This is a genomic window from Cellulophaga geojensis KL-A (assembly GCF_000568425.1).
In the GTDB taxonomy this organism is placed as follows: Bacteria; Bacteroidota; Bacteroidia; order Flavobacteriales; family Flavobacteriaceae; genus Cellulophaga; species Cellulophaga lytica.
This window is the reverse complement of sequence record NZ_ARZX01000027.1, coordinates 1-19,298: the sequence shown is the minus strand read 5'-3', so window position 1 is coordinate 19,298 and position 19,298 is coordinate 1. Positions and strand designations below refer to the sequence as shown.

26 protein-coding genes and 14 pseudogenes are annotated in these 19,298 nt (G+C 31.3%); all 40 read left to right on the top strand.

Annotated elements, in window-relative coordinates; genetic code table 11:
- The first annotated feature begins 7 nt into the window (after window positions 1-7).
- Window positions 8-355, top strand: a complete 348-nt coding sequence (locus KLA_RS15630) for a hypothetical protein (protein ID WP_034646891.1) — start codon at window positions 8-10, stop codon at window positions 353-355.
- The gene (locus KLA_RS15625) at window positions 345-692 is read left to right on the top strand and encodes an immunity 51 family protein (protein WP_034646889.1); all 348 of its coding nucleotides are present in this window, start codon (window positions 345-347) and stop codon (window positions 690-692) included. Before KLA_RS15630 ends, KLA_RS15625 begins: the two co-directional genes overlap by 11 nt.
- A 208-nt stretch (window positions 693-900) precedes the next feature.
- Window positions 901-981 (top strand): annotated as a pseudogene (locus KLA_RS18625) (type IV secretion protein Rhs); the annotation flags it as partial.
- Between the two features lie 87 nt (window positions 982-1,068).
- Window positions 1,069-1,437: a hypothetical protein gene (locus KLA_RS15620; protein ID WP_034646887.1), complete on the top strand. Its 369-nt coding sequence runs from the start codon at window positions 1,069-1,071 to the stop codon at window positions 1,435-1,437.
- 5 nt (window positions 1,438-1,442) lie between these two features.
- Complete coding sequence (locus KLA_RS15615) at window positions 1,443-2,117, top strand: hypothetical protein (RefSeq protein WP_034646885.1); 675 nt, start codon at window positions 1,443-1,445, stop codon at window positions 2,115-2,117.
- 257 nt (window positions 2,118-2,374) lie between these two features.
- Window positions 2,375-2,536, top strand: a pseudogene (locus KLA_RS18535) (RHS repeat-associated core domain-containing protein); the annotation flags it as partial.
- A gap of 198 nt (window positions 2,537-2,734) precedes the next feature.
- On the top strand, window positions 2,735-2,968 hold the full coding sequence (locus KLA_RS15610) for a hypothetical protein (protein WP_034646883.1): 234 nt from the start codon (window positions 2,735-2,737) through the stop codon (window positions 2,966-2,968).
- Between the two features lie 8 nt (window positions 2,969-2,976).
- On the top strand, window positions 2,977-3,627 hold the full coding sequence (locus tag KLA_RS15605; RefSeq protein WP_034646881.1) for a hypothetical protein: 651 nt from the start codon (window positions 2,977-2,979) through the stop codon (window positions 3,625-3,627).
- Window positions 3,628-3,863: 236 nt separating this feature from the next.
- Window positions 3,864-4,364: pseudogene (locus tag KLA_RS15600) on the top strand (RHS repeat-associated core domain-containing protein); the annotation flags it as partial.
- Between the two features lie 2 nt (window positions 4,365-4,366).
- Window positions 4,367-4,831, top strand: coding sequence for a hypothetical protein (locus tag KLA_RS15595; RefSeq protein WP_034646879.1), 465 nt, complete (start codon window positions 4,367-4,369; stop codon window positions 4,829-4,831).
- 297 nt (window positions 4,832-5,128) lie between these two features.
- Window positions 5,129-5,287, top strand: a pseudogene (locus KLA_RS18530) (RHS repeat-associated core domain-containing protein); the annotation flags it as partial.
- 57 nt (window positions 5,288-5,344) lie between these two features.
- Complete coding sequence (locus KLA_RS18525; protein WP_316931904.1) at window positions 5,345-5,719, top strand: AHH domain-containing protein; 375 nt, start codon at window positions 5,345-5,347, stop codon at window positions 5,717-5,719.
- Between the two features lie 13 nt (window positions 5,720-5,732).
- Complete coding sequence (locus tag KLA_RS15585; protein WP_034646875.1) at window positions 5,733-6,191, top strand: DUF4274 domain-containing protein; 459 nt, start codon at window positions 5,733-5,735, stop codon at window positions 6,189-6,191.
- 177 nt (window positions 6,192-6,368) lie between these two features.
- A pseudogene (locus tag KLA_RS18520) lies at window positions 6,369-6,527 on the top strand (RHS repeat-associated core domain-containing protein); the annotation flags it as partial.
- A 9-nt stretch (window positions 6,528-6,536) separates the two neighbouring features.
- Entirely contained in the window at window positions 6,537-6,929 is a 393-nt protein-coding gene (locus tag KLA_RS15580; RefSeq protein WP_034646873.1) for a hypothetical protein, read from the top strand.
- Window positions 6,930-6,941: 12 nt separating this feature from the next.
- Complete coding sequence (locus KLA_RS18290) at window positions 6,942-7,586, top strand: hypothetical protein (protein ID WP_200868413.1); 645 nt, start codon at window positions 6,942-6,944, stop codon at window positions 7,584-7,586.
- Window positions 7,587-7,747: 161 nt separating this feature from the next.
- Entirely contained in the window at window positions 7,748-8,356 is a 609-nt protein-coding gene (locus tag KLA_RS15570; protein ID WP_084470753.1) for a pentapeptide repeat-containing protein, read from the top strand.
- A gap of 330 nt (window positions 8,357-8,686) precedes the next feature.
- Window positions 8,687-8,845: pseudogene (locus KLA_RS18515) on the top strand (RHS repeat-associated core domain-containing protein); the annotation flags it as partial.
- Window positions 8,846-8,941: 96 nt separating this feature from the next.
- Window positions 8,942-9,262, top strand: coding sequence for an HNH/ENDO VII family nuclease (locus KLA_RS18510; RefSeq protein WP_316931903.1), 321 nt, complete (start codon window positions 8,942-8,944; stop codon window positions 9,260-9,262).
- A gap of 2 nt (window positions 9,263-9,264) precedes the next feature.
- Window positions 9,265-9,729: an SMI1/KNR4 family protein gene (locus KLA_RS15560; RefSeq protein WP_034646871.1), complete on the top strand. Its 465-nt coding sequence runs from the start codon at window positions 9,265-9,267 to the stop codon at window positions 9,727-9,729.
- A 197-nt stretch (window positions 9,730-9,926) separates the two neighbouring features.
- Window positions 9,927-10,085, top strand: a pseudogene (locus KLA_RS18505) (RHS repeat-associated core domain-containing protein); the annotation flags it as partial.
- Window positions 10,086-10,160: 75 nt separating this feature from the next.
- Window positions 10,161-10,496: a hypothetical protein gene (locus tag KLA_RS18375; RefSeq protein ID WP_051456133.1), complete on the top strand. Its 336-nt coding sequence runs from the start codon at window positions 10,161-10,163 to the stop codon at window positions 10,494-10,496.
- 1 nt (window position 10,497) lies between these two features.
- On the top strand, window positions 10,498-11,148 hold the full coding sequence (locus tag KLA_RS15550) for a hypothetical protein (protein ID WP_034646868.1): 651 nt from the start codon (window positions 10,498-10,500) through the stop codon (window positions 11,146-11,148).
- Between the two features lie 301 nt (window positions 11,149-11,449).
- Window positions 11,450-11,998, top strand: a pseudogene (locus KLA_RS17885) (RHS repeat-associated core domain-containing protein); the annotation flags it as partial.
- A gap of 6 nt (window positions 11,999-12,004) precedes the next feature.
- Entirely contained in the window at window positions 12,005-12,364 is a 360-nt protein-coding gene (locus KLA_RS15540; RefSeq protein WP_034646866.1) for a hypothetical protein, read from the top strand.
- Window positions 12,365-12,539: 175 nt separating this feature from the next.
- Window positions 12,540-13,085: pseudogene (locus tag KLA_RS17880) on the top strand (RHS repeat-associated core domain-containing protein); the annotation flags it as partial.
- 92 nt (window positions 13,086-13,177) lie between these two features.
- Window positions 13,178-13,690: a hypothetical protein gene (locus KLA_RS15530; RefSeq protein ID WP_235183580.1), complete on the top strand. Its 513-nt coding sequence runs from the start codon at window positions 13,178-13,180 to the stop codon at window positions 13,688-13,690.
- Window positions 13,691-14,046: 356 nt separating this feature from the next.
- Window positions 14,047-14,193 (top strand): annotated as a pseudogene (locus tag KLA_RS18585) (RHS repeat-associated core domain-containing protein); the annotation flags it as partial.
- 118 nt (window positions 14,194-14,311) lie between these two features.
- Window positions 14,312-14,470: pseudogene (locus KLA_RS18500) on the top strand (RHS repeat-associated core domain-containing protein); the annotation flags it as partial.
- 57 nt (window positions 14,471-14,527) lie between these two features.
- Window positions 14,528-14,884 (top strand): hypothetical protein, encoded by a 357-nt coding sequence (locus tag KLA_RS15525; protein ID WP_232228781.1) that lies wholly within the window; start codon window positions 14,528-14,530, stop codon window positions 14,882-14,884.
- Between the two features lie 5 nt (window positions 14,885-14,889).
- Window positions 14,890-15,483, top strand: coding sequence for a hypothetical protein (locus tag KLA_RS15520; protein ID WP_034646860.1), 594 nt, complete (start codon window positions 14,890-14,892; stop codon window positions 15,481-15,483).
- A 161-nt stretch (window positions 15,484-15,644) separates the two neighbouring features.
- Window positions 15,645-15,809 (top strand): annotated as a pseudogene (locus KLA_RS18495) (RHS repeat-associated core domain-containing protein); the annotation flags it as partial.
- Window positions 15,804-16,220 carry a hypothetical protein gene (locus tag KLA_RS18280; protein ID WP_316931902.1) on the top strand — a complete coding sequence of 139 codons (417 nt, stop codon included), beginning with the start codon at window positions 15,804-15,806 and terminating at the stop codon, window positions 16,218-16,220. The pseudogene KLA_RS18495 and the gene KLA_RS18280, both read left to right, overlap by 6 nt.
- 19 nt (window positions 16,221-16,239) lie before the next feature.
- The gene (locus tag KLA_RS15510; RefSeq protein ID WP_034646857.1) at window positions 16,240-16,896 is read left to right on the top strand and encodes a hypothetical protein; all 657 of its coding nucleotides are present in this window, start codon (window positions 16,240-16,242) and stop codon (window positions 16,894-16,896) included.
- A gap of 140 nt (window positions 16,897-17,036) precedes the next feature.
- Window positions 17,037-17,192: pseudogene (locus tag KLA_RS18490) on the top strand (RHS repeat-associated core domain-containing protein); the annotation flags it as partial.
- Window positions 17,193-17,207: 15 nt separating this feature from the next.
- Window positions 17,208-17,597, top strand: coding sequence for a DUF2380 domain-containing protein (locus KLA_RS18275; RefSeq protein ID WP_051456132.1), 390 nt, complete (start codon window positions 17,208-17,210; stop codon window positions 17,595-17,597).
- A complete protein-coding gene (locus KLA_RS15500; protein WP_152536858.1) occupies window positions 17,590-17,871 on the top strand; it encodes a hypothetical protein in 282 nt (93 codons plus the stop codon). Before KLA_RS18275 ends, KLA_RS15500 begins: the two co-directional genes overlap by 8 nt.
- Window positions 17,872-18,119: 248 nt before the next feature.
- Window positions 18,120-18,278, top strand: a pseudogene (locus KLA_RS18620) (RHS repeat-associated core domain-containing protein); the annotation flags it as partial.
- Window positions 18,279-18,377: 99 nt separating this feature from the next.
- Window positions 18,378-18,707, top strand: coding sequence for an HNH/ENDO VII family nuclease (locus KLA_RS18615; RefSeq protein WP_200868415.1), 330 nt, complete (start codon window positions 18,378-18,380; stop codon window positions 18,705-18,707).
- Window positions 18,708-18,719: 12 nt separating this feature from the next.
- Window positions 18,720-19,151, top strand: coding sequence for a hypothetical protein (locus KLA_RS15490; RefSeq protein ID WP_034646853.1), 432 nt, complete (start codon window positions 18,720-18,722; stop codon window positions 19,149-19,151).
- Window positions 19,152-19,298: the final 147 nt, after the last annotated feature.

The following is a 19,298-nucleotide window of genomic DNA, read 5'->3' as shown; positions in this document are numbered from 1 at the left end:
TAGATTTATGAAAATATTTAGCACTGAACCCAATGGTAACGAGGTAGCCGAATATGTAGGTACAGAATACATAAAGTTCTCTATTGAGCTGATAGAAGATGATATAAAATGGTTAAAAAAAACTAAAGATATAGCTCAACCACTTTTAGCAAATATTGAAATTTTATTATTAATTACTAAAAAATACTCAACAGATGCTAATTTACTTTTAAAAAAAGAAAGTATTAAAGACTGGAAGACCGTTTTTTACGAATGGTACGAACGAGTAAACAGTAAAATACCTGCAAAATTTAAAGAAGGAATAAAACAAAATGCAGATGAGTTATTTGCAGAATTAGAGCAATATGGACACTGATTTTAAGGAAGCCATAAAACCATTTTTTGGGGTAGAACACGAAAATAGTTTTTCTGTGTGCTTAGAAGTTGGCGATTATAAAACTGAAATTTTTCAAACAAGAGAAGAAGAAGGATTTGAAGGAAACGGATATGATTGGGCTTCATTAGCAAAAGTATTTGTAGAAGAAAAAGAACCAAAATTTAAAAAAGTCGTCAAGTTTGACCCTGAAGGCAGTATGTTTTGTGCTTATTCTTCTGAATTAGAAACTCTCAAAGAGTTTATTATATCATTTAAACAAGCCTGTGAAAATGACAAACTTATATTAGATTTATTTTCAAGAGCAGAATTAGATTAATACTACAAAAAGCCTTTTACATCCCCGCTAGTGCAAGCACCTTGCTTGTGCCGTAAAGCAAGAGATAAGAAAACAAACAACAAAAGCTATCTACTAATTTAGGTAGCTTTTTGTATTTTTAAAATGTGGTAATTTATGTAGTTACCAAAAGTTCTTTTTCAGTGTACCCTTTAAATCCCAAGGCCAATATTTTGATGATGCCCTAGAGCTGTGTTACAACAGGTTTAGATATTACTCGCCAGATAGTGGAACTTACATAAGTCAAGACCCGATTGGGCTACACTCTGGCGAACCAAACTTCTACGCTTATGTTACAGATAGCAATACTTGGGTTGATGTTTTTGGACTTGCAGGAGCAGGAACTGGTGGAGCATATATGTTCGGATTTGAGAGTGGAGATATGTACATAGGCAAAGGAGAAAGTGGCAGAATGACAGAATCCATAGGGATTAGACAAAAACAGGTTGGTAATTCATCTTTAAAAGGTTCTGCACACGTTAGTACAGGTGGCAATAATGAATTAGGTAAAATGGTCGAATATAAGACAATGAAAAACGCAGGCTTTGAAAAAGGAGCTGGTGGTGTACCTGATGGATTTTTAAATAGTTATTTGAGTGGTGAAACAGCTTGGAACGACCCTAAAAACAAACATTTGCAGGCTGATGCGATTAAACTATCGGATAAATTAAAAGCAGACTATGATGCTGATGTTAAAAGAAAAGCTAAAATTAGTTGTAGTGGATAAATATTATGGAAAAATTTGTAATAGATTATAGTGAAACTTCTTTTTTTAAAGGGATTAGAATACCTTTTGAAGATTTAGATAATGGAATAGCTTACTTAATTAAAAATAAAATTAAAGATGTTAGTTTTTGGAATGGAATGAGTAATGATAGGCGGACTTTTGATTTCAACTTTTTGAAAGACTTAAATTTTTTAGAGACTTTTCATTTTACCATTCCATTAACGAAGAAAACAGATATTTCTCCCATAAAAAATCTTGAAAATATTATTGATTTTCGTTGGGCTGTTGATAATGATTTTAACCTTGATTTTTCAAACTTTGGTAATTTAGAAAAACTCAATACATCTTATAATAAAAATATTATAGGTTGGAACGCTTTAAATTCATTGAAAAGACTGCAACTAGGTAATGTTAATTCAGAAGATTTAACATTTATAAAAGGTATAAATGAATTAGAGTATTTCAGGATTATTAAAGGTAAATTCACTTCGATTAAAGGAGTAGAAAATTGCACGAACCTAAAAACTTTATTCTTTCAACATTGTAATTCTTTAGAAACTATTTTTCCATATATCGAACAATTGCATTGTTTAGTTCAATTAAATTTAGAGAAATGTAAAAAAATTAAGGATATTGAAAAAATTAGAAACTTAAATATTGAAAACATTTCAATAATTTAATTTTAGTTTATTGCTCAAGAACTCCGTTTTTTTATGTCTTTTAAAGAAAGTTATTAACTTTTACTAATTTGGCTTCAATCTCTTTGTTTTTAGGGCTACCCCCCCGCTAGCGCAAGCATCTTGCTTGTGCCGTACAGCATAAGTTTTACAAAAAACAAACAACAAAAGCTATCTGCTAATTTAGGTAGCTTTTTGTATTTTTAAACTGTGGTAAGTAATGTAGTTACCAAAAGTTCTTTTTCAGTGTACCTTTTAGATACCAAGGCCAATATTTTGATGATGACCTAGAGCTGTGTTACAACAGGTTTAGATACTACTCGCCAGATAGCGGAACTTACATAAGCCAAGACCCAATTGGGCTACACTCTGGCGAACCGAACTTTTACTCATACGTTCACGATAGTAATAGTTGGATAGACCCATTTGGGTTGGCAAAAGCTGCTTGTGGTGGAAATAAGTCGGTTTCTCAAATGAATGATGAGGAATTTGTGCAACGTATAGCTAATAAAGCAGAGGCTTGAGGAGTTAAAAATGGACACGGTAAATTTGGAACAGGTCATGTACAGGGTTCTAAAAAACATAAATATGCCGATGAATTATTAGAACGTTATCAGAGAATGACAGGACAAAGAACTCACCTTGAAGTTGAAGAATCTTATTTGAATAAAATTAAAGTTGATTGGGGAACAAAAGGTAGTTCAAGACCAGACGTGTTTAACACAAAAACTGGTGATGTTTACGATTATAAATTCACAAAACGGCAACCAAGTCAATTAGGCAAAGCTCAAAGGGTTAAAAACGCTACAAACATCCCAAACATTGGCAACCAAACGCCAATTTATCCTAATTAAAATAAAATATGAGCGAAAAATTAAATAAACGAAAAATAGAAAAGGATTGGTTAAATGTATTTACTGATTTTGCTAAATACCTACCAATGAATTTTATAAAAAGAAAGGGAAGTTTTTTGGTAGGGATATACTTACAACCAATTTTGAGTAGCACACGTTATAGAGTTTGCTTTTATGTTTATGATTTGATGTATGATTTAGAAATTCCAACAGTTCCTCTTACTTCCTCCGTAGAGCTAAAGAACAAAAAAGGGGCAACAAATAGCTTTTCAATGCAAGAACATAACAATAGCTTTGAAAAGATTGTACAGGATTTAAAAAATCAAGTTCCACTTTTGCAAAAAGAAGATTTTAGCTATCAAGAGTTAGCAAGCTATATGAAAAGTGTAGTTGATGAAATAAATGGAGAAACAACGTTAAGAGATATTGTATTGCTTAATTATTGGTGTGGAAATACGGAACAAGCAGAGAAAAAAATAAAAAAAGGTAAAGAAATTATTTTAAAGTGGTCAGAAAGAGTAACCAAAAGTTTTGGAGGTGCAGAAAATTGGGAAAATCAAGTGAGGACTCTAATGAATAAAGACACTTTAAGTAAAACAATAAGCGAACAGCTACAAAAATATGAATTGGAAAATATTGAAGATTATGGCTTAAATTAAGCCAAATCCAAAAAGTTATCAACATTTTTACTTTTCGCTTCAAACCCTTTATTCGTGGGTGTTTTCGCTTTTTTTCCCGCTAGCGCAAGCATCTTGCTTGTGCCCTACCGCATAAGTTTTACAAAAAACAAACAACAAAAGATATCGACTAATTTAGGTAGCTTTTTGTATTTTTAAACTGTGGTAAGTAATGTAGTTACCAAAAGTTCTTTTGCGGTTGCCTTTTTAGATACCAAGGCCAATATTTTGATGATGACCTAGAGCTGTGTTACAACAGGTTTAGATACTACTCGCCTGATACAGGTACTTACATAAGCCAAGACCCAATAGGGTTGGAAGGTAATAATCCTAATTTTTATGGTTATGTTTTTGATAGTAACTCTCAAGTTGATGTTTTTGGTTTAGAATGTTGGGGAACAGCACGAAAAAAATTCTGGAAGCAAGAAGCAATAGATAATGCTCATTTGTATTCACAAAGAAATTTAGATAGAATGCTTAAAGGAAAAGCTCCCAAAATGAAAGTGAAAATATTCCATCATAAAACCCAAACCTTTAAAACTAAAAATGTATCAATGGAGTTACATCATACATCATTACCGCAAAGAGGAGCTGGAGATGTTGCCCATCAATCGTGGAATTTAACAAAAGCTACTCCTTGGGGACATGCGTCAATGGACCCATACCGCCATACAGGTTATGATTTAGTGAAAATTATTAAAGGAACAAATTCTTGGTGATTATGTTTAATGAAATAAAAAAAATAATTGAAAATGTTGATTATAAGAATGTTTTAAATGAAATTTCATTTAAAACAAATATAGATATAGAAGACTATATCAATACACAAATACTAAATATTGGACAAAAGAAAATTGATGCATCTGAATTAAGAGCAGATGAATTACTGAATCTATTATTTTCTAAAAAAGAAGGTGTTGCAAGTTATTCAGCAGGAGTTCTAACTAAGTTTAAAAAGTCGAATTTAGAAGAAGAATACCCCAAAGGCGAAGAAATTGATGAAGATGATGAAGATGATGACGAAGAGGAAACACTGTCAATAATATCATTAATAGGCTTCTTGATAGAATACTATTATTTATCAAAAAGTGATATAACTTCGTTAGATAAATATTTTAATAAAATTAGATTACCTAACAGAAAAGAGCATATAAATACATTGAGAGAGATTTACAGTAAAATATAATTTCGATAAAGTTCAAATCTTACAAAACGAGCCGTTTCGGTTCGTTTTTTTGTGGATTTTGCTCTTCAAAACCATTCAAATCAAAAAGTTATTAACATTGTAGCATTCCGCTTCAATCCCTTTATTTGCAAGCGTTCCCCCGCTAGCGCAAGCATCTTGCTTGTGCCGTACAGCATAAGTTCGACAAAAAAACAAACAACAAAAGCTATCTAGTAAATTTGGTAGCTTTTTGTATTTTTAAACTGTGGTAAGTAATGTTAGCACCAAAAGTTCTTTTTCAGTTTACCCTTTAAATACCAAAGTCAATATTTTGATGATTACCTAGAGCTGTGTTACAACAGGTTTAGGTATTACTCACCCGAAAGTGGTACGTATATAAGCCAAGACCCAATTGGGTTGGCTTCTGGTGAACCAAACTTTTATGCGTATGTAAGTGATAGTAATAGTTGGGTAGACCCACTTGGGTTAAGTAAAGGAAGTGGAACTTTAGGAAGAAACTTATCCAAAGCTGGAATGGAACATGGAATGAATCCATTTACCAGAGGAGACTTTCAAGCACATCACGTAATACCCCACGAAGTTTGGGTTGATAATCAACAGTTTTTTGATGATATAGGTTTAGGTGGTGCAAAAGATAAAGCCTCAAATGGTGTGTTCTTGCCTAAAAATGCAGATGTAGCGCAACAGGGAGGTTTTGATTATTACCATAGAGGAAGTCACCCAGATATAAATACCGATATGGGTACTAGAGTAAATGCAGTAAAACAACAGTTTGATGCAGGAGATATTAGTGCTACACAAGCTAGAAAGAAAATTAGTGCCATACAAAAAGCTGAAAGAAAAAGATTAAGTTCAAGAAAAGGAAAAACTCCTGTAAGATGCCATTAGTAAACTATTTATTATGACTGAACAAGAAATTATAAAAATAGCAGACAATAAAATAATTAATTATGCAAAAAAAGCAAATCCAATAGAGTGGCACAAAATGGCTATGGATTGGAATTATGACAGTAGTAAAACTTTTTTGCAGTGGTTAGTTAAAAATCAACAAACAGAAAAGGCGACTATTCTAATGATTTATTGGATGTCAAGCCCCAAACATGGTTTTGAATATCAAAATGAGATAGAGAAAAATTATATTTCTGGGTTTTATACTAATCAAAGTTTAGGTTTTGACCCAAAAGATGATGATGGTTTAGACTGGACACAGGAATATTCTGATTTAGATAATATCAAAATACCATTGGTTATGTTTGATAAAATAAAAGGTGAAAAAATATCAAGTTCAGAAAAATACATTGAAGGAATTCCTGAAGATATTTTTAATGAAATTGAAGATTTATATGAAGAATTTGAGTAGAATATATATAGTATTACCCCCCGCTAGCGCAAGCATCTTGCTTGTGCCGTACAGCATAAGTTTTACAAAAAACAAACAACAAAAGCTATCTAGTAAATTAGGTAGCTTTTTGTATTTTTAAACTGTGGTAAGTAATGTAGTTACCAAAAGTTCTTTTGCAGTTTACCTTTTAGATACCAAGGCCAATATTTTGATGATGACCTAGAGCTGTGTTACAACAGGTTTAGGTATTACTCTCCAGATAGTGGCACTTACATAAGTCAAGACCCAATTGGGCTTTTAGGTAATAATGTAAACTTTTATGCGTATGTTTCAGACTCTAATACTTGGATTGATGTATTTGGATTGGACTGTATAAAGAACAGGAGAATTGCAAAAGAACTTTCAGAACCAGAAGTATTAGGGCGTTTACAGAAAAAATATCCTATTGAAGACGGTTATGAAATTTTACCAGAGCCAAGAATTTATATAAACAACACCTTAAATGCAAAAGGGAATAAAGCCTATGCAAAACCTGACTTTATGGTAATAGATAAAAAAGGGAATGTTGTTGATTTGGTTGATGCTAAAAATGGAGGGGCAGATTTTACAGACTTCCAAAAAGCATTAAATAAGAATGGAGGAACATTTAATGGGTCAAGTAGGAGTACACAATTACCAAAAGGCTCAAGTAAAAGTATCGCAAAGAATTCATTAAGAAAAGAAACAACAAATTATACTTATAATGATTTACCATAAATTAATTACAAAGTGAATATTAAAGAATTTAATCAAGTTTTTATAGATAGAATATTAGGTACGATTTCTAAACAAGGCTTTAACTATAAGAAAAGTAGAAAAGTTTTTGAGTGCGTTAATGGCGAACACCTTTTTTTTGTATTTGTGTATATGTACAAGCGTTCTACCTTCATCGAAATAGAGACAAAGGCATTTTATGGCAATAAAGGGTTTACAACGGAATTAAAGAGTAAAGGAATAAAATTACCTTATAAACATTTTTGTGGTGGGCAATTAAAATTTTTATCTGAATATTATTTAAAAAAAGATTTTCCGGAAAAATATAGTAATCTAATATTTATGCTTAACGAAGAGCCTGAATGTGTCGTAAAGGATTGGTTAGATTATTTTGACAGCATTATTCTTCCATTTCTTGAAGATTGTAAAAACCCTAAATTATTAAATGATATAGTTAATAATATTCCAATTGATAAAGTAGGCTTAAATGCAACATATCAAACAAGAGTTTTTTATTCCTATTTTGTAGGGAAAAGAGCAGGTTTAAAAAATGACGAACTATTAAAATTAGCCACTCAATATGAAGAGGAACTAAAAAGTTGGGGAGAAGATTGTAACTATTTAGACGAGTATTTAAGCTTAAAAAAAGAACTTTTTTAAATCGAAGCCATTAAAGAAAAGCTTAAAAAGTCCCCGATGCTTACTTTCCTGATTTAGATGGTCAATCTGCCATATTTGATATCGGTGGTTCATCAAAGACAACTGGAATAGGAAAATACGATGGATTAGCAGATATTGTAGAACCTATAATTTGGTAAAGAATGAAGAAAACAAAAGAAAAGTGGTTAGATGAAGAGTTTTTAGTAGAAATGAGTAAGGTTATTACTAAACTAACTGAAAAAGGAGCACAAATAAGTAATACGGACTTGTCAGGAATTGTAATAGACAACAAATCGCCAGTAGAACAATTAAGAAAGTCTTATTTATTTGAATCAAAATTATTAAATGTTGATTTATCTTATTCTACTATTTCAGGTTCAGCAAATCAAAGCGATTGGCGAAAAGTAATTTTAACGAAAGCAAAATTGGACAGATGTTCAATAAATAAATCTCAAATCAAAGAATGTAATTTTCAAGAAGCAAAATTAGTAATCAATGCAGACGATACCATATTTGAAAATTGTAGTTTTGTAAATGCAAAATTAGGGATTGGAACTTATGGCTACGAGTACGGAGGAAGAAGAACCAAGTTCTACAACTGTGATTTTACAGATGCTGTATTCCGAAATCAAGAATTTAGAGCTTCTCGATTTTACAATTGCAATTTTACTAATACAAAATTCGTTAATTGTGATTTAAGAGGAATTAAAATTGAGGGAAACAAACCCAAAGATGAGCAGTTTGAAAAAATGGATGTTCCTCAATTCTGACAATACTTCTAAAACAATTTTAAGGAAAATTATAAAAAAGCAACCAAAACGGTTGCTTTTTCTTGCTCAAAAACTTCGTTTTAAGCCATTTTAAAGAAAGTTATTAACATTGTAGCGCTCTGCTTCAATTCCTTTATTTATGGGCGTTTCCGCCCTTTTTTGCTCTTTTTCCCCCGCTAGCGCAAGCATCTTGCTTGTGCCGTACAGCATAAGTTTTACAAAAAACAAACAACAAAAGCTATCTACTCATTTAGGTAGCTTTTTGTATTTTTAAACTGTGGTAATTAATGTAGTTACCAAAAGTTCTTTTGCAATTTACCTTTTAAATACCAAGGCCAATATTTTGATGATGACCTAGAGCTGTGTTACAACAGGTTTAGGTATTATTCGCCAGAATCTGGAACATACATAAGTCAAGACCCAATTGGGTTGGCTTCTGGCGAACCAAACTTTTATGCGTATGTAAGCGATAGTAATAGTTGGGTTGATGTTTTTGGGTTATCATCTCACCCTTCTAGTTTTGTGACATTTACTGATTCTTCGGGGACCACTTTAACAGCTAATGGATATACAGATATAAGCCATATGACAGATACCGAATTAAAACAAATACATTATAGGAATACGGGTGATAGAAATGGAATGGCAATATTTGATAAGGAGCGTAATTCAGTGAGAGCACACCACTACAAGCAAAACGCCAATGGTCCTATAGTAATAATGCCTGAAAAACACCATAATAAATCTCATACTAATCCTGGGCAGCATCCATTTGGAAATAAGAAAGGAGCTGGTCTAGCAACTAATGAGAGAAGAGCATTTAATAAATGGAGAAAAGAGTTTTATGCTCACTTAGCAGAACAAGAGCTTAATAAAAGAGGAATTAAACCGAAACATTATCATTAAAAATGAATGAAGAATTAAAAAATAAAATAAATAATTTTTTAAAAACTCCTTTTAATGATGGAGGTAGTTTAAAAGGTTTGCCGGCAACTGATGAAGAAATTCAAGATTCTGAAAAAGAACTGAATTATAAATTTAGTAAGGATTATATTGAATTTATAAAAGAATTTGGTGGAGCTTATTTGGGAGTAAATATTTTTGCTTTTAATAATCATTCAATGATGCCTAAAGATACTGTAACCAAAGTAACTAAGGATTATAGGAGAAATTATGAAGGTAGAACTACTCATAAACTACTTAGTTCAAGTTTGGTTATTGCAATTGATAGTTCAGGTAATCCAATAGTTATTTCATCTGAAGGGAAAGTCACAATTATTTATCATGACTCTGATGATACAGAAGTTTTAGCGAATGACTTTAATGAGTTTGTTGAAAAAATTATTAGTCGTGAAATTTCAGATTTATTCTGATTAAATATTTTAATTTAATATTCGACTAATGGATATTAACTCCCGCTAGCGCAAGCATCTTGCTTGTGCCGTGCAGCATAAGTTCTACAAAAAAAACAACAAAAGCTATCTAGTAAATTAGGTAGCTTTTTGTATTTTTAAGCAGTAGTAATTAGTGTAGTTACTAAAAGTTCTTTTTCAGTGTACCCTTTAAATACCAAGGCCAATATTTTGATGATGACCTAGAGCTGTGTTACAACAGGTTTAGGTATTACTCGCCAGATAGTGGAACGTACATAAGTCTAGACCCTATTGGGCTGGTATCTGGTGAACCAAACTTTTATGCGTATGTAAGTGATAGTAATACTTGGGTTGATGTTTTTGGGCTTTCTGGAATAAATTATGGTAATGTAAGTACAGGAGCAGGAAGAGACCATGTAACTTATAGAGGTATGAAAGGGGGTAAACCTTATACTGGTTATGCAAGTGCACCAAGTGATTTAAAGTTAAAGCCTGAAGAAATAATTTCGAGGCGTTATGGAGGCAATTTTGATGAGTTTGGAGGTAGAGCACCAACTCCAGTTTATAATGGTTCAGGAGTTGAAGGGAAAAATACAGCTAGAGGACTTGAACAGCATCATTATGAAGAAGATGTTAAAAAACATGGAAAGTACGATAAGAATAGTACAAAAGGAGTTGCAAATAAGCAAAATCCTGTCGGACCTAATAATGGCAAGATAGATAACTATACAGATGCTAAAAATAAACATTTAAAAAAGTATCACTAAAATGGGTAGAGTAACTTGGAAAGAAAATAAAGTATTAAGTATAGAAACTAGAAAAGGTGTTTTTGCTTTAGCTCAAATGATTAAGAGTCCATATATTATTTTTTTCAATTGTTTTAGGGAAGATAGCAACTTTAAAGAAGTTGATTTGGAGAATATTCCAATATTATTTCTACAGGCAGTTACAAGACAATTTTTAAAAAAGTCTAATCTTAAAACTTTAAAGCTTAAGCCTATTGAAAATTACCAACCACCTAAATTATGGATAGATGAAGATGCTGGTAGTAGAACAGTTAAGGTATGGAAAGGTACAGAGAAAGAGAGGGAATTTATTACGTTTGGCGAAAATGGTGCTACTTTAGTTGAAAAAGATATTTTAAAAGATGAAAAGTACGACCACCCAAGCGGTCTATATGATAAGTCTATAAAACAACTTAACCCTAAAAGTATTAATATTATAGATATTATAAATTATGAATTGACTTCGGTCGAAGTTTATCCTAATTTAAATGAACGTCTTTTTTTATGCCATTTAAAAGGTGAAAACGTAAATCCTGCTAAAGATATTCTATTTAACATTGATATTCCTTTAGAGTATGAAAAGTATGTCGATATTATTTCTGGTACTGTGCCATTAGAGAAATTAGGATATTAATACAAAATAAGAGAAAAATACAGAAATAAAAAAAACAGTTTTACACTGTGGTTTTTTATTGTGCACGGCTTGTCGCTATGCTCCAAGCTTGCCTTAAAAAGCTATACTTTTTTAATGAAACTCTTTGTTTTTAGGGCTACCCCCCCGCTAGCGCAAGCATCTTGCTTGTGCCGTACAGCATAATTTTTACAAAAAACAAACAACAAAAGCTATCTAGTAAATTAGGAAGCTTTTTGTATTTTTAAACTGTGGTAAGTAATGTAGTTACCAAAAGTTCTTTTGCAGTTTACCCTTTAGATACCAAGGTCAATATTTTGATGATAACCTAGAGCTGTGTTACAACAGGTTTAGATATTACTCACCAGATAGTGGCACTTACATAAGTCAAGATCCAATTGGGTTGGCTTCTGGCGAACCAAATTTTTATGCGTATGTAAGCGATAGTAATAGTTGGGTAGATGTTTTTGGGCTTACGAATGAAGAATTTACTGTAGGTTTACATAAAGATTTAAAAAACAATAAAAGTTCTTCTGACTTACGTTCTCTTCATGTTGGTCAAAAGGCTCGTATGAAAGATTTAGTTGCAAACTATGACATTGAAGAAGCACCCGCAATTTTAGTACATAAAGAAGGACATAACTATAGAAGAGGAGATAAAGGAGTAGTTTCTACAAGTAAAATTAATCCGAACACAAAGAAACCATTTGCATCTGCTAGAGAATTATTAGCTAGGGACATTAGAGAACTTAGACGCGTTTATCCTGAAATTCCTAATTCAAAGTTGAGAGAATTGATTGATTTAAATAAAGCTATGTACCCAGAAATGAAAAAACCTAAAAAATTACACTAAAATAAAATGGATTCGGAACAATTAGCAAAAAATTTTAAAAAAGAATTTGTTGTAGATTTAGTAAAATCTTTCAGTAAGAATTTAAATACTTCTACACAGAGCAGTAAAGATTTTAAATGGAATAAGTCAACAGAGTTTTATCAAAGTTTAAATGAAGAACAGAAAGATAATTTAAAAAGTATTTTGCATTTTTTAGTGGTAGATACATTAGCTGGCGTTTTTAGCTATTTAGATGACTCTGGAAGATTTGAGAATCAGGATTATTCATTAGAACTTATCTATAATAAAGAAAATATAGGAAATTATCTTTTGGATGAATTTTTGTCTGAAATTGAATTAAATGGGTTTGAAGATTCAGATATGTAATTTACTTCCCCGCTAGCGCAAGCATCTTGCTTGTGCCTGCCGTACAGCATAAGTTCTACAAAGAATTAAAATACAAAAAGCTATCTACTAATTTAGGTAGCTTTTTGTATTTTTAAACTGTGGTAATTTATGTAGTTACCAAAAGTTCTTTTGCAGTTTACTATTTAAATACCAAGGCCAATATTTTGATGATGACCTAGAGCTGTGTTACAACAGATTTAGGTATTACTCTCCCGACACGGGAACTTATATTTCTCAAGATCCAATTGGGTTGGCAGGAGGAATGCCGAATATGTATAGTTATGTAAGTAATTCTAATAGTTACGTAGATCAATTAGGACTATATTCTGATTTATTAGGTTCTGGAATGGGACATCATTTAATGCCAAGAAGTATTGCTGAAAATTTAGGAATTGCCGAATTATCTCCTAATAATGCTATTGCATGGTATCCAGATAATGGTGTTGGAACTGCAGATTTACATAAACAATTACATCGAAATTTAATTGATGCTGATGTACCTTATCATAGTTCTAAATATACAGGTACTACAGAAGAGTTTTTTGAAGCTGCTAAAAAAGCATATAAAGATATTAATGTTAAAGGTTACATGAAAATACCTTATACGGATAATAAGTTAATGAGAAATGTAACACCTCTAGAGGCTATTGAAAAATTAGAAGAATTACACAAGAAAGGAAAAATTCCGACACATCATTAATTATAAAATAATAATCAACAATGAAAGAATATAAATTAGATGTAAGTGATTATGGACTTTATCTATTGTCTCCTAAAAAGTTAGAATCATTTTTGAAGGAGGAAAAGTCAAGAAGTAAGAAAATTCTTAAATTTTTTCAAGATAGCCATGATAGATATATTAAATCAATCAAAGATGGAACTTGGCTACCAATTTTACCTATAAATTCTATTGAGTACATTATAAAAGTAAATAATAATTTCAATGAAGATTGGATAGAAGTACACCAAGAAAAAGGTTTTAATTTAGAGGTTTTTAGTGATAATGATTTATGGATAGGTTCTGTAAGTAATTTACATAATTGGGATATAAAAGATTATTCTGATGATAAAGACTCTAATTCATATCAAACTTTAGATGATGAGACTTTATATGGATCATTAAGGTTCAATGTACCTAAAGGTAAATATTTAGTAAATATTAAAGGGTACAAACGTAAGGAAGAATTGGAATATCCAGAAACAAACTTTGGTTTTTCTTTTGAGTTAGAATCAGTAGAGAATTTTGATGGTTATAAAGATCCAAGAGAAGATGATAAATACAAATTTAATATTACTCAAATGTAAATTGCCCCTGCTGGTGCTAGTTTGTAACTAGTACCGTGCATGAATAAGCAAACAAAATAAAAGTAATAACCACGGCTAATGTCGTGTTTTTTTTATTGCGCAAAAGCCTGTTTGGTTTTAAAGTTTTGTATGTAAGTATCAATAAGATTAAATAAAATACTTTGTGTATTATTATCTAAACTTTGAATATCTTGAATACGCCCCGCTAGCGCAAGCATCTTGCTTGTGCCGTACAGCTTAAGTTTTACAAAAAACAAACAACAAAAGCTATCTGCTAATTTAGGTAGCTTTTTGTATTTTTAAACTGTGGTAGGTAATATAGTTACCAAAAGTTCTTTTGCAATTTACCCTTTAGATACCAAGGCCAATATTTTGATGATGACCTAGAGCTGTGTTACAACAGGTTTAGGTATTACTCGCCAGATAGCGGAATTTACATATCTCAAGACCCAATTGGGTTGGCCCCGTTAGCGCAAGCATCTTGCTTGTGCCGTACAGCATAAGTTTTACAAAAAACAAACAACAAAAGCTATCTGCTAATTTAGGTAGCTTTTTGTATTTTTAAACTGTGGTAGGTAATATAGTTACCAAAAGTTCTTTTGCAATTTACCCTTTAGATACCAAGGCCAATATTTTGATGATGACCTAGAGCTGTGTTACAACAGATTTAGGTATTACTCGCCAGATAGTGGAACTTACATAAGTCAAGACCCGATTGGGTTAAACTCTGGCGAACCAAACTTTTATGCGTATGTAAGCGATAGTAATAGTTGGGTAGATGTTTTTGGGTTAGCTTCAAATCCTTTTCAATTTGGTACTTATGGGGGGGTAAAACCAATGGGAAAAGGTTTACAAGCACACGAATTACTTAGACATGAATTTCTAAGACAACAAGGGTTAGCTAATTCTCGATTATCTGGGAACCCTTCAATAGCTTTAGATAAATATTATCATACTAAGGCTCCAACTTTAGTCGAAGGAAAAATGACAAATGGAGGAGCTCATTGGCATGAAAGACGGATAAGAGCCAGTCAAGGCTTAAGTTTCAATGAATTTAAAAATAATCTAAAAAGAGAGCTTGATATTGTTCAAGGAGCATTAAGAAAAGCAGGAATCCCGGCTTCTTCCGCAAGAAGATTAAGAAAAGAAGCTGAAGCCTTTTATAATTCACTAAAAACTAAAAAACACCATTAATTAAAATGATTATAACATTTAACAAACCAGTTGATGACTTTGATTTTATAGAAAAAACAGGAGGTAAATCTTTTATAAACAGCGAACTATGGCCAATAGATGAAGAAGGAAAATATTTAACACTAGTTCTAACTCTACCCTATACTTTTTTAAAAAATGCCTTAGGTGTTGAAACAGACGACAATACCTGCATATCTGTTTTCAGTACATATAGTCAAGATAAAGATGACTATTTTTTAGACAAAGTAATATATAACATAGAAGATGAGGAAGAACTTGAATTAATAAAGCGTAATACTAAAGTTATATATCATAAAAAAGCCAAAGAATCAATTAACCTTTCAGATTACTTAATTCCTGCTATGAAAATCGAAATTACAAACGAAGAAGATACCTCTAACATTAATGATAAACCAATATTTCTCCAAGAAGAACTTAGTTTTAGCGGTTATAAATATTTATTACAATTTTATGCAGGCGATTTTCCAAAAGGCTATGAAAATATTTTATATATTTCTGACGCTATAGGATATCTGTTCATTAAAAAAAAATTAGTTGTTAATAAAGAAGCTGGATTATATTTTGGTCAATGTACATAACATCTACCCCCCGCTAGCGCAAGCATCTTGCTTGTGCCGTACAGCATAAGTTTTACAAAAAACAAACAGCAAAAGCTATCTACTAATTTAGGTAGCTTTTTGTATTTTTAAACTGTGGTAATTTATGTAGTTACCAAAAGTTCTTTTTCAGTGTACCCTTTAAATACCAAGGCCAATATTTTGATGATGACCTAGAGCTGTGTTACAACAGGTTTAGGTATTACTCGCCAGAAAGTGGGACTTATATAAGTCAAGACCCTATAGGATTACGTGGGAGTAACCCGAATTTTTATGCGTACGTTCCTGATTCTAATAGTTGGATTGATCCATTTGGATTAGATTGTTCAAAGAAATTCAAGACAAATGATATAGGAAAACATAGTGACCTATCACCTGGAAAAAATAGATTAAAAGGGCATAAAAATATTAAAGAAGACAATTTTGTTCAATTTCATCACTTTATTCAGCAAAAATGGGTAAAAGAAAATATGCCAAATGCATCAAAAGTTAATAAAAATTCATCTGCAATACTATTAGAATCGGCATCAGGTATGCCACACGCAAAAATTAGTGCAGCTCAAAGAGCTAGAAGAGCAGTCGGAGGATATGGGAATTCATTGAAAAACGAGTTTAATACAGCATACAAAGAAATGATTGATTCTGGAGTTCCTTCAGATGTAGCTAAGAATTTAGCGAAAAAAGCATATAAATACTTTGATAGTTTAGGAGGGTTTTAATAATACAATTTGATAAAATATGATTTTCAATAATACTGACTTTATATACAAAAGAGATAAGCCGCTAAATCACGAATATCTTTCATTGCTTGAAGCAGAACTAATTAATGATGACGTAAAATTTTTTTTTAGAGAATATCAAGAAATTAATTTTAGTAACGGTTTAACTTTATTTGATTTTGAAACAGCTGTTGAGAAGCAAAAATTATATGAAATAGAAATCTATGATAAAGAATTATTCATTATAGGTTTTTCTGGTGGTGGAGAAGGTGTTTTTGTAAAGAGAGAAAGTAAAAATAAAGAAATTTATCTCTTAGATTTGAGTACCGTGGGAAGTGATGAAGCTAAATCTATAGCAAATTCTTTTACATCTTGGGTAGAAAATGGAGCCGTAATTGAAGAGGAAGAAAATGATAGTGATTTATTGTATGATGAAGCAAATTTATATATAACTTCAATTCCTAAAGAAAAAAATAAATTTATTATTACATTGAAGAAAAAATTAGACTTAAATTTAAGTATTTCTGATGTTTCTAATAATATGAATAAGTTACCATATTTAATTAAATCCAATTTTTATCCCATAAAATTTATAGATGATTTAGAAGAAATAAATAATAATTTCGGATGCATTTTGCTAAAAACGAAAGATGGAATCGAAATACTCCCCCGCTAGCGCAAGCATCTTGCTTGTGCCTTAAATTATAAAACAAACAACAAAAGCTATCTAGTAAATTTAGGTAGCTTTTTGTATTTTTAAACTGTGGTAATTAGTTTAGTTACCAAAAGTTCTTTTGCAGTTTACCCTTTAGATACCAAGGCCAATATTTTGATGATGACCTAGAGCTGGGTTACAACAGGTTTAGGTATTATTCGCCAGATACGGGAACTTATATTTCTCAAGATCCAATTGGGCTTGATTCTGGAGAACCCAATTTTTATGCATATGCTAAAGATAGTAATTCTCAATTAGATATTTTTGGATTGATGCCACTTAAAGGATGCACTACGTCTAGCGGAATGTCTAGAGCAAGTTCTAACTGGTTAAAAAGATATGGTCCTTCAGCAATGAGAGATCATCACTTAATTCCTCAAGAAATGCTAAAAGACAAGAAATTTATGAATCAATTAGATAAGTTGACAAAAGGAAATGGGGCAGATTATTTACATCGACAAATATCTACTATAACTAATGAATTACACAATACGATTCACAAAGGAGCAAAAGGCGGAATATGGAACAAACAGTTTAAAGATTGGGCTAAAAATAAAAACTTTAACCTAACAGATTTACAACGTCAGTTAAAAAAAATGATGAAAGACCATAATTTACCAAAATCATCTAGGAACTTTGCAAAAAAATATAAGTGTGGATAATCAATTTAATAAGGCATTACGACTTTTAGACTTTGGAAAAGTTGATAAAGCTGTTGAAATCTTAAAAGAACTATTAGTAAAATCTAAAGAAGAAAAAAACGATTTATATTTTATACGTATTAGTTGTATTTTAGGTGAAATTTATTTTGAAAATGAAGTTTTTGATGTCGCAAAAAATTACTTGACAAATGTTGTTAGTACAAAGTACTCAAATGACCTTGTTAATTACGAAAGAACTATTGCAAAAGAGCTATTACAAAAAATAGATATATAATAGTATTTTTGTAATGAGTCCCAAGTGTAAAAACCATAAAGCCACGACTAAAGTTGTGGCTTTTTATGCTCAAAAACTCCGTTTTTAGTCCCCGCTAGCGCAAGCATCTTGCTTGTGCCCTACCTCATAAGTTTTACAAAAAACAAACAACAAAAGCTATCTAATAAATTAGGTAGCTTTTTGTATTTTTAAACTGTGGTAGGTAATATAGTTACCAAAAGTTCTTTTGCTGTTTACCCTTTAGATACCAAGGCCAATATTTTGATGATGACCTAGAGCTGTGTTACAACAGGTTTAGATACTACTCGCCTGATAGTGGAACGTATATAAGCCAAGATCCAATTGGGTTGGCTTCTGGTGAACCTAACTTTTATGCGTATGTAAGCGATAGTAATAGTTGGGTAGATGTTTTTGGATTAAGTGGGTTTTTTACACCTTCAACTTTTCAAGCACCTTCAGTTTCATCTGGCGGGACAGGAAATAATTATAAAGTTTTTCAACAAGATATTGATTGGAATGCAACATTTAATAAAAAAGGAGGAGGAATTGAAACTAATTTAGATAAAGCATTAAGAGGTGATGCACCACTTGTAAATAAGAATGGAAATTGGGAGGTAATAAATCTACATCATTCTAGACAACAAGGGAAAGGACCTCTTTTTGAATTGTCACAATCTACACACCTTTATAGCAATAATAGTAATGGTAGAAAAGCATTACACCCATTTAGCCCTAATAAAAACCCTCTTGACCCAGTCGGAGATAGAAATATTTTTGATGTTGATAGAGAAGCATATTGGAAAGAAAGAGCAAGTAAAGTAAAAGGTTGTGGTTAAAAATAAACAGATATGTTAACAGATAAAATAAAAAAGTATTTAATAGAAAATAAATACTATGACACAACAGAAGATTTAGATTATCAAAAAGCCTTAGAAAGTTTAGGTATAAATATAAATAGTTCTTTTGCTCAATTTAATTTAGGAACAAATGCAATGACCTTTAAAGGCAGAATAGGAAATATCTATAATGTATGTTGGTTCTATATTAATTCATCATATGAAAAGCAAATAATTGCTTTTCAAGAAAATTTTTCTATCCCTAAAGAATATATTCCTTTAGATAGTTTTGAAGGAGAAGGAGGTTTTTTTTATAATCGAAAAACAGGTGAGGTAATTGAATTGGAATTGGGAGAAAAATTATTAAACTTTCAAAAAGGAATTATTGATACTAAATGGGATAGTTTTAATGAATTTTTAGAATGGTATTTTGAACTGAATTAAACTTTATAGCATTAGTAAATTGTAAAAAGCAACCAAAACGGTTGCTTTTTTTTGTTAAAAAACTTCGTTTTAAGCCATTTTAAAGAAACTTATTAACATTCACCTTTTTCGTTTCAATCCCCGCTAGCGCAAGCATCTTGCTTGTGC

Bases quoted from the DNA above. Each gene is read 5' to 3' on its own strand.
- KLA_RS15630 (WP_034646891.1), top strand. From the start codon at position 8: ATGAAAATATTTAGCACTGAACCCAATGGTAACGAGGTAGCCGAATAT.
- KLA_RS15625 (WP_034646889.1), top strand. From the start codon at position 345: ATGGACACTGATTTTAAGGAAGCCATAAAACCATTTTTTGGGGTAGAA.
- KLA_RS15620 (WP_034646887.1), top strand. From the start codon at position 1,069: ATGTTCGGATTTGAGAGTGGAGATATGTACATAGGCAAAGGAGAAAGT.
- KLA_RS15615 (WP_034646885.1), top strand. From the start codon at position 1,443: ATGGAAAAATTTGTAATAGATTATAGTGAAACTTCTTTTTTTAAAGGG.
- KLA_RS15610 (WP_034646883.1), top strand. From the start codon at position 2,735: ATGACAGGACAAAGAACTCACCTTGAAGTTGAAGAATCTTATTTGAAT.
- KLA_RS15605 (WP_034646881.1), top strand. From the start codon at position 2,977: ATGAGCGAAAAATTAAATAAACGAAAAATAGAAAAGGATTGGTTAAAT.
- KLA_RS15595 (WP_034646879.1), top strand. From the start codon at position 4,367: ATGTTTAATGAAATAAAAAAAATAATTGAAAATGTTGATTATAAGAAT.
- KLA_RS18525 (WP_316931904.1), top strand. From the start codon at position 5,345: ATGGAACATGGAATGAATCCATTTACCAGAGGAGACTTTCAAGCACAT.
- KLA_RS15585 (WP_034646875.1), top strand. From the start codon at position 5,733: ATGACTGAACAAGAAATTATAAAAATAGCAGACAATAAAATAATTAAT.
- KLA_RS15570 (WP_084470753.1), top strand. From the start codon at position 7,748: ATGAAGAAAACAAAAGAAAAGTGGTTAGATGAAGAGTTTTTAGTAGAA.
- KLA_RS18510 (WP_316931903.1), top strand. From the start codon at position 8,942: ATGACAGATACCGAATTAAAACAAATACATTATAGGAATACGGGTGAT.
- KLA_RS15560 (WP_034646871.1), top strand. From the start codon at position 9,265: ATGAATGAAGAATTAAAAAATAAAATAAATAATTTTTTAAAAACTCCT.
- KLA_RS18375 (WP_051456133.1), top strand. From the start codon at position 10,161: ATGAAAGGGGGTAAACCTTATACTGGTTATGCAAGTGCACCAAGTGAT.
- KLA_RS15550 (WP_034646868.1), top strand. From the start codon at position 10,498: ATGGGTAGAGTAACTTGGAAAGAAAATAAAGTATTAAGTATAGAAACT.
- KLA_RS15540 (WP_034646866.1), top strand. From the start codon at position 12,005: ATGGATTCGGAACAATTAGCAAAAAATTTTAAAAAAGAATTTGTTGTA.
- KLA_RS15525 (WP_232228781.1), top strand. From the start codon at position 14,528: ATGGGAAAAGGTTTACAAGCACACGAATTACTTAGACATGAATTTCTA.
- KLA_RS15520 (WP_034646860.1), top strand. From the start codon at position 14,890: ATGATTATAACATTTAACAAACCAGTTGATGACTTTGATTTTATAGAA.
- KLA_RS15510 (WP_034646857.1), top strand. From the start codon at position 16,240: ATGATTTTCAATAATACTGACTTTATATACAAAAGAGATAAGCCGCTA.
- KLA_RS18275 (WP_051456132.1), top strand. From the start codon at position 17,208: ATGCCACTTAAAGGATGCACTACGTCTAGCGGAATGTCTAGAGCAAGT.
- KLA_RS15490 (WP_034646853.1), top strand. From the start codon at position 18,720: ATGTTAACAGATAAAATAAAAAAGTATTTAATAGAAAATAAATACTAT.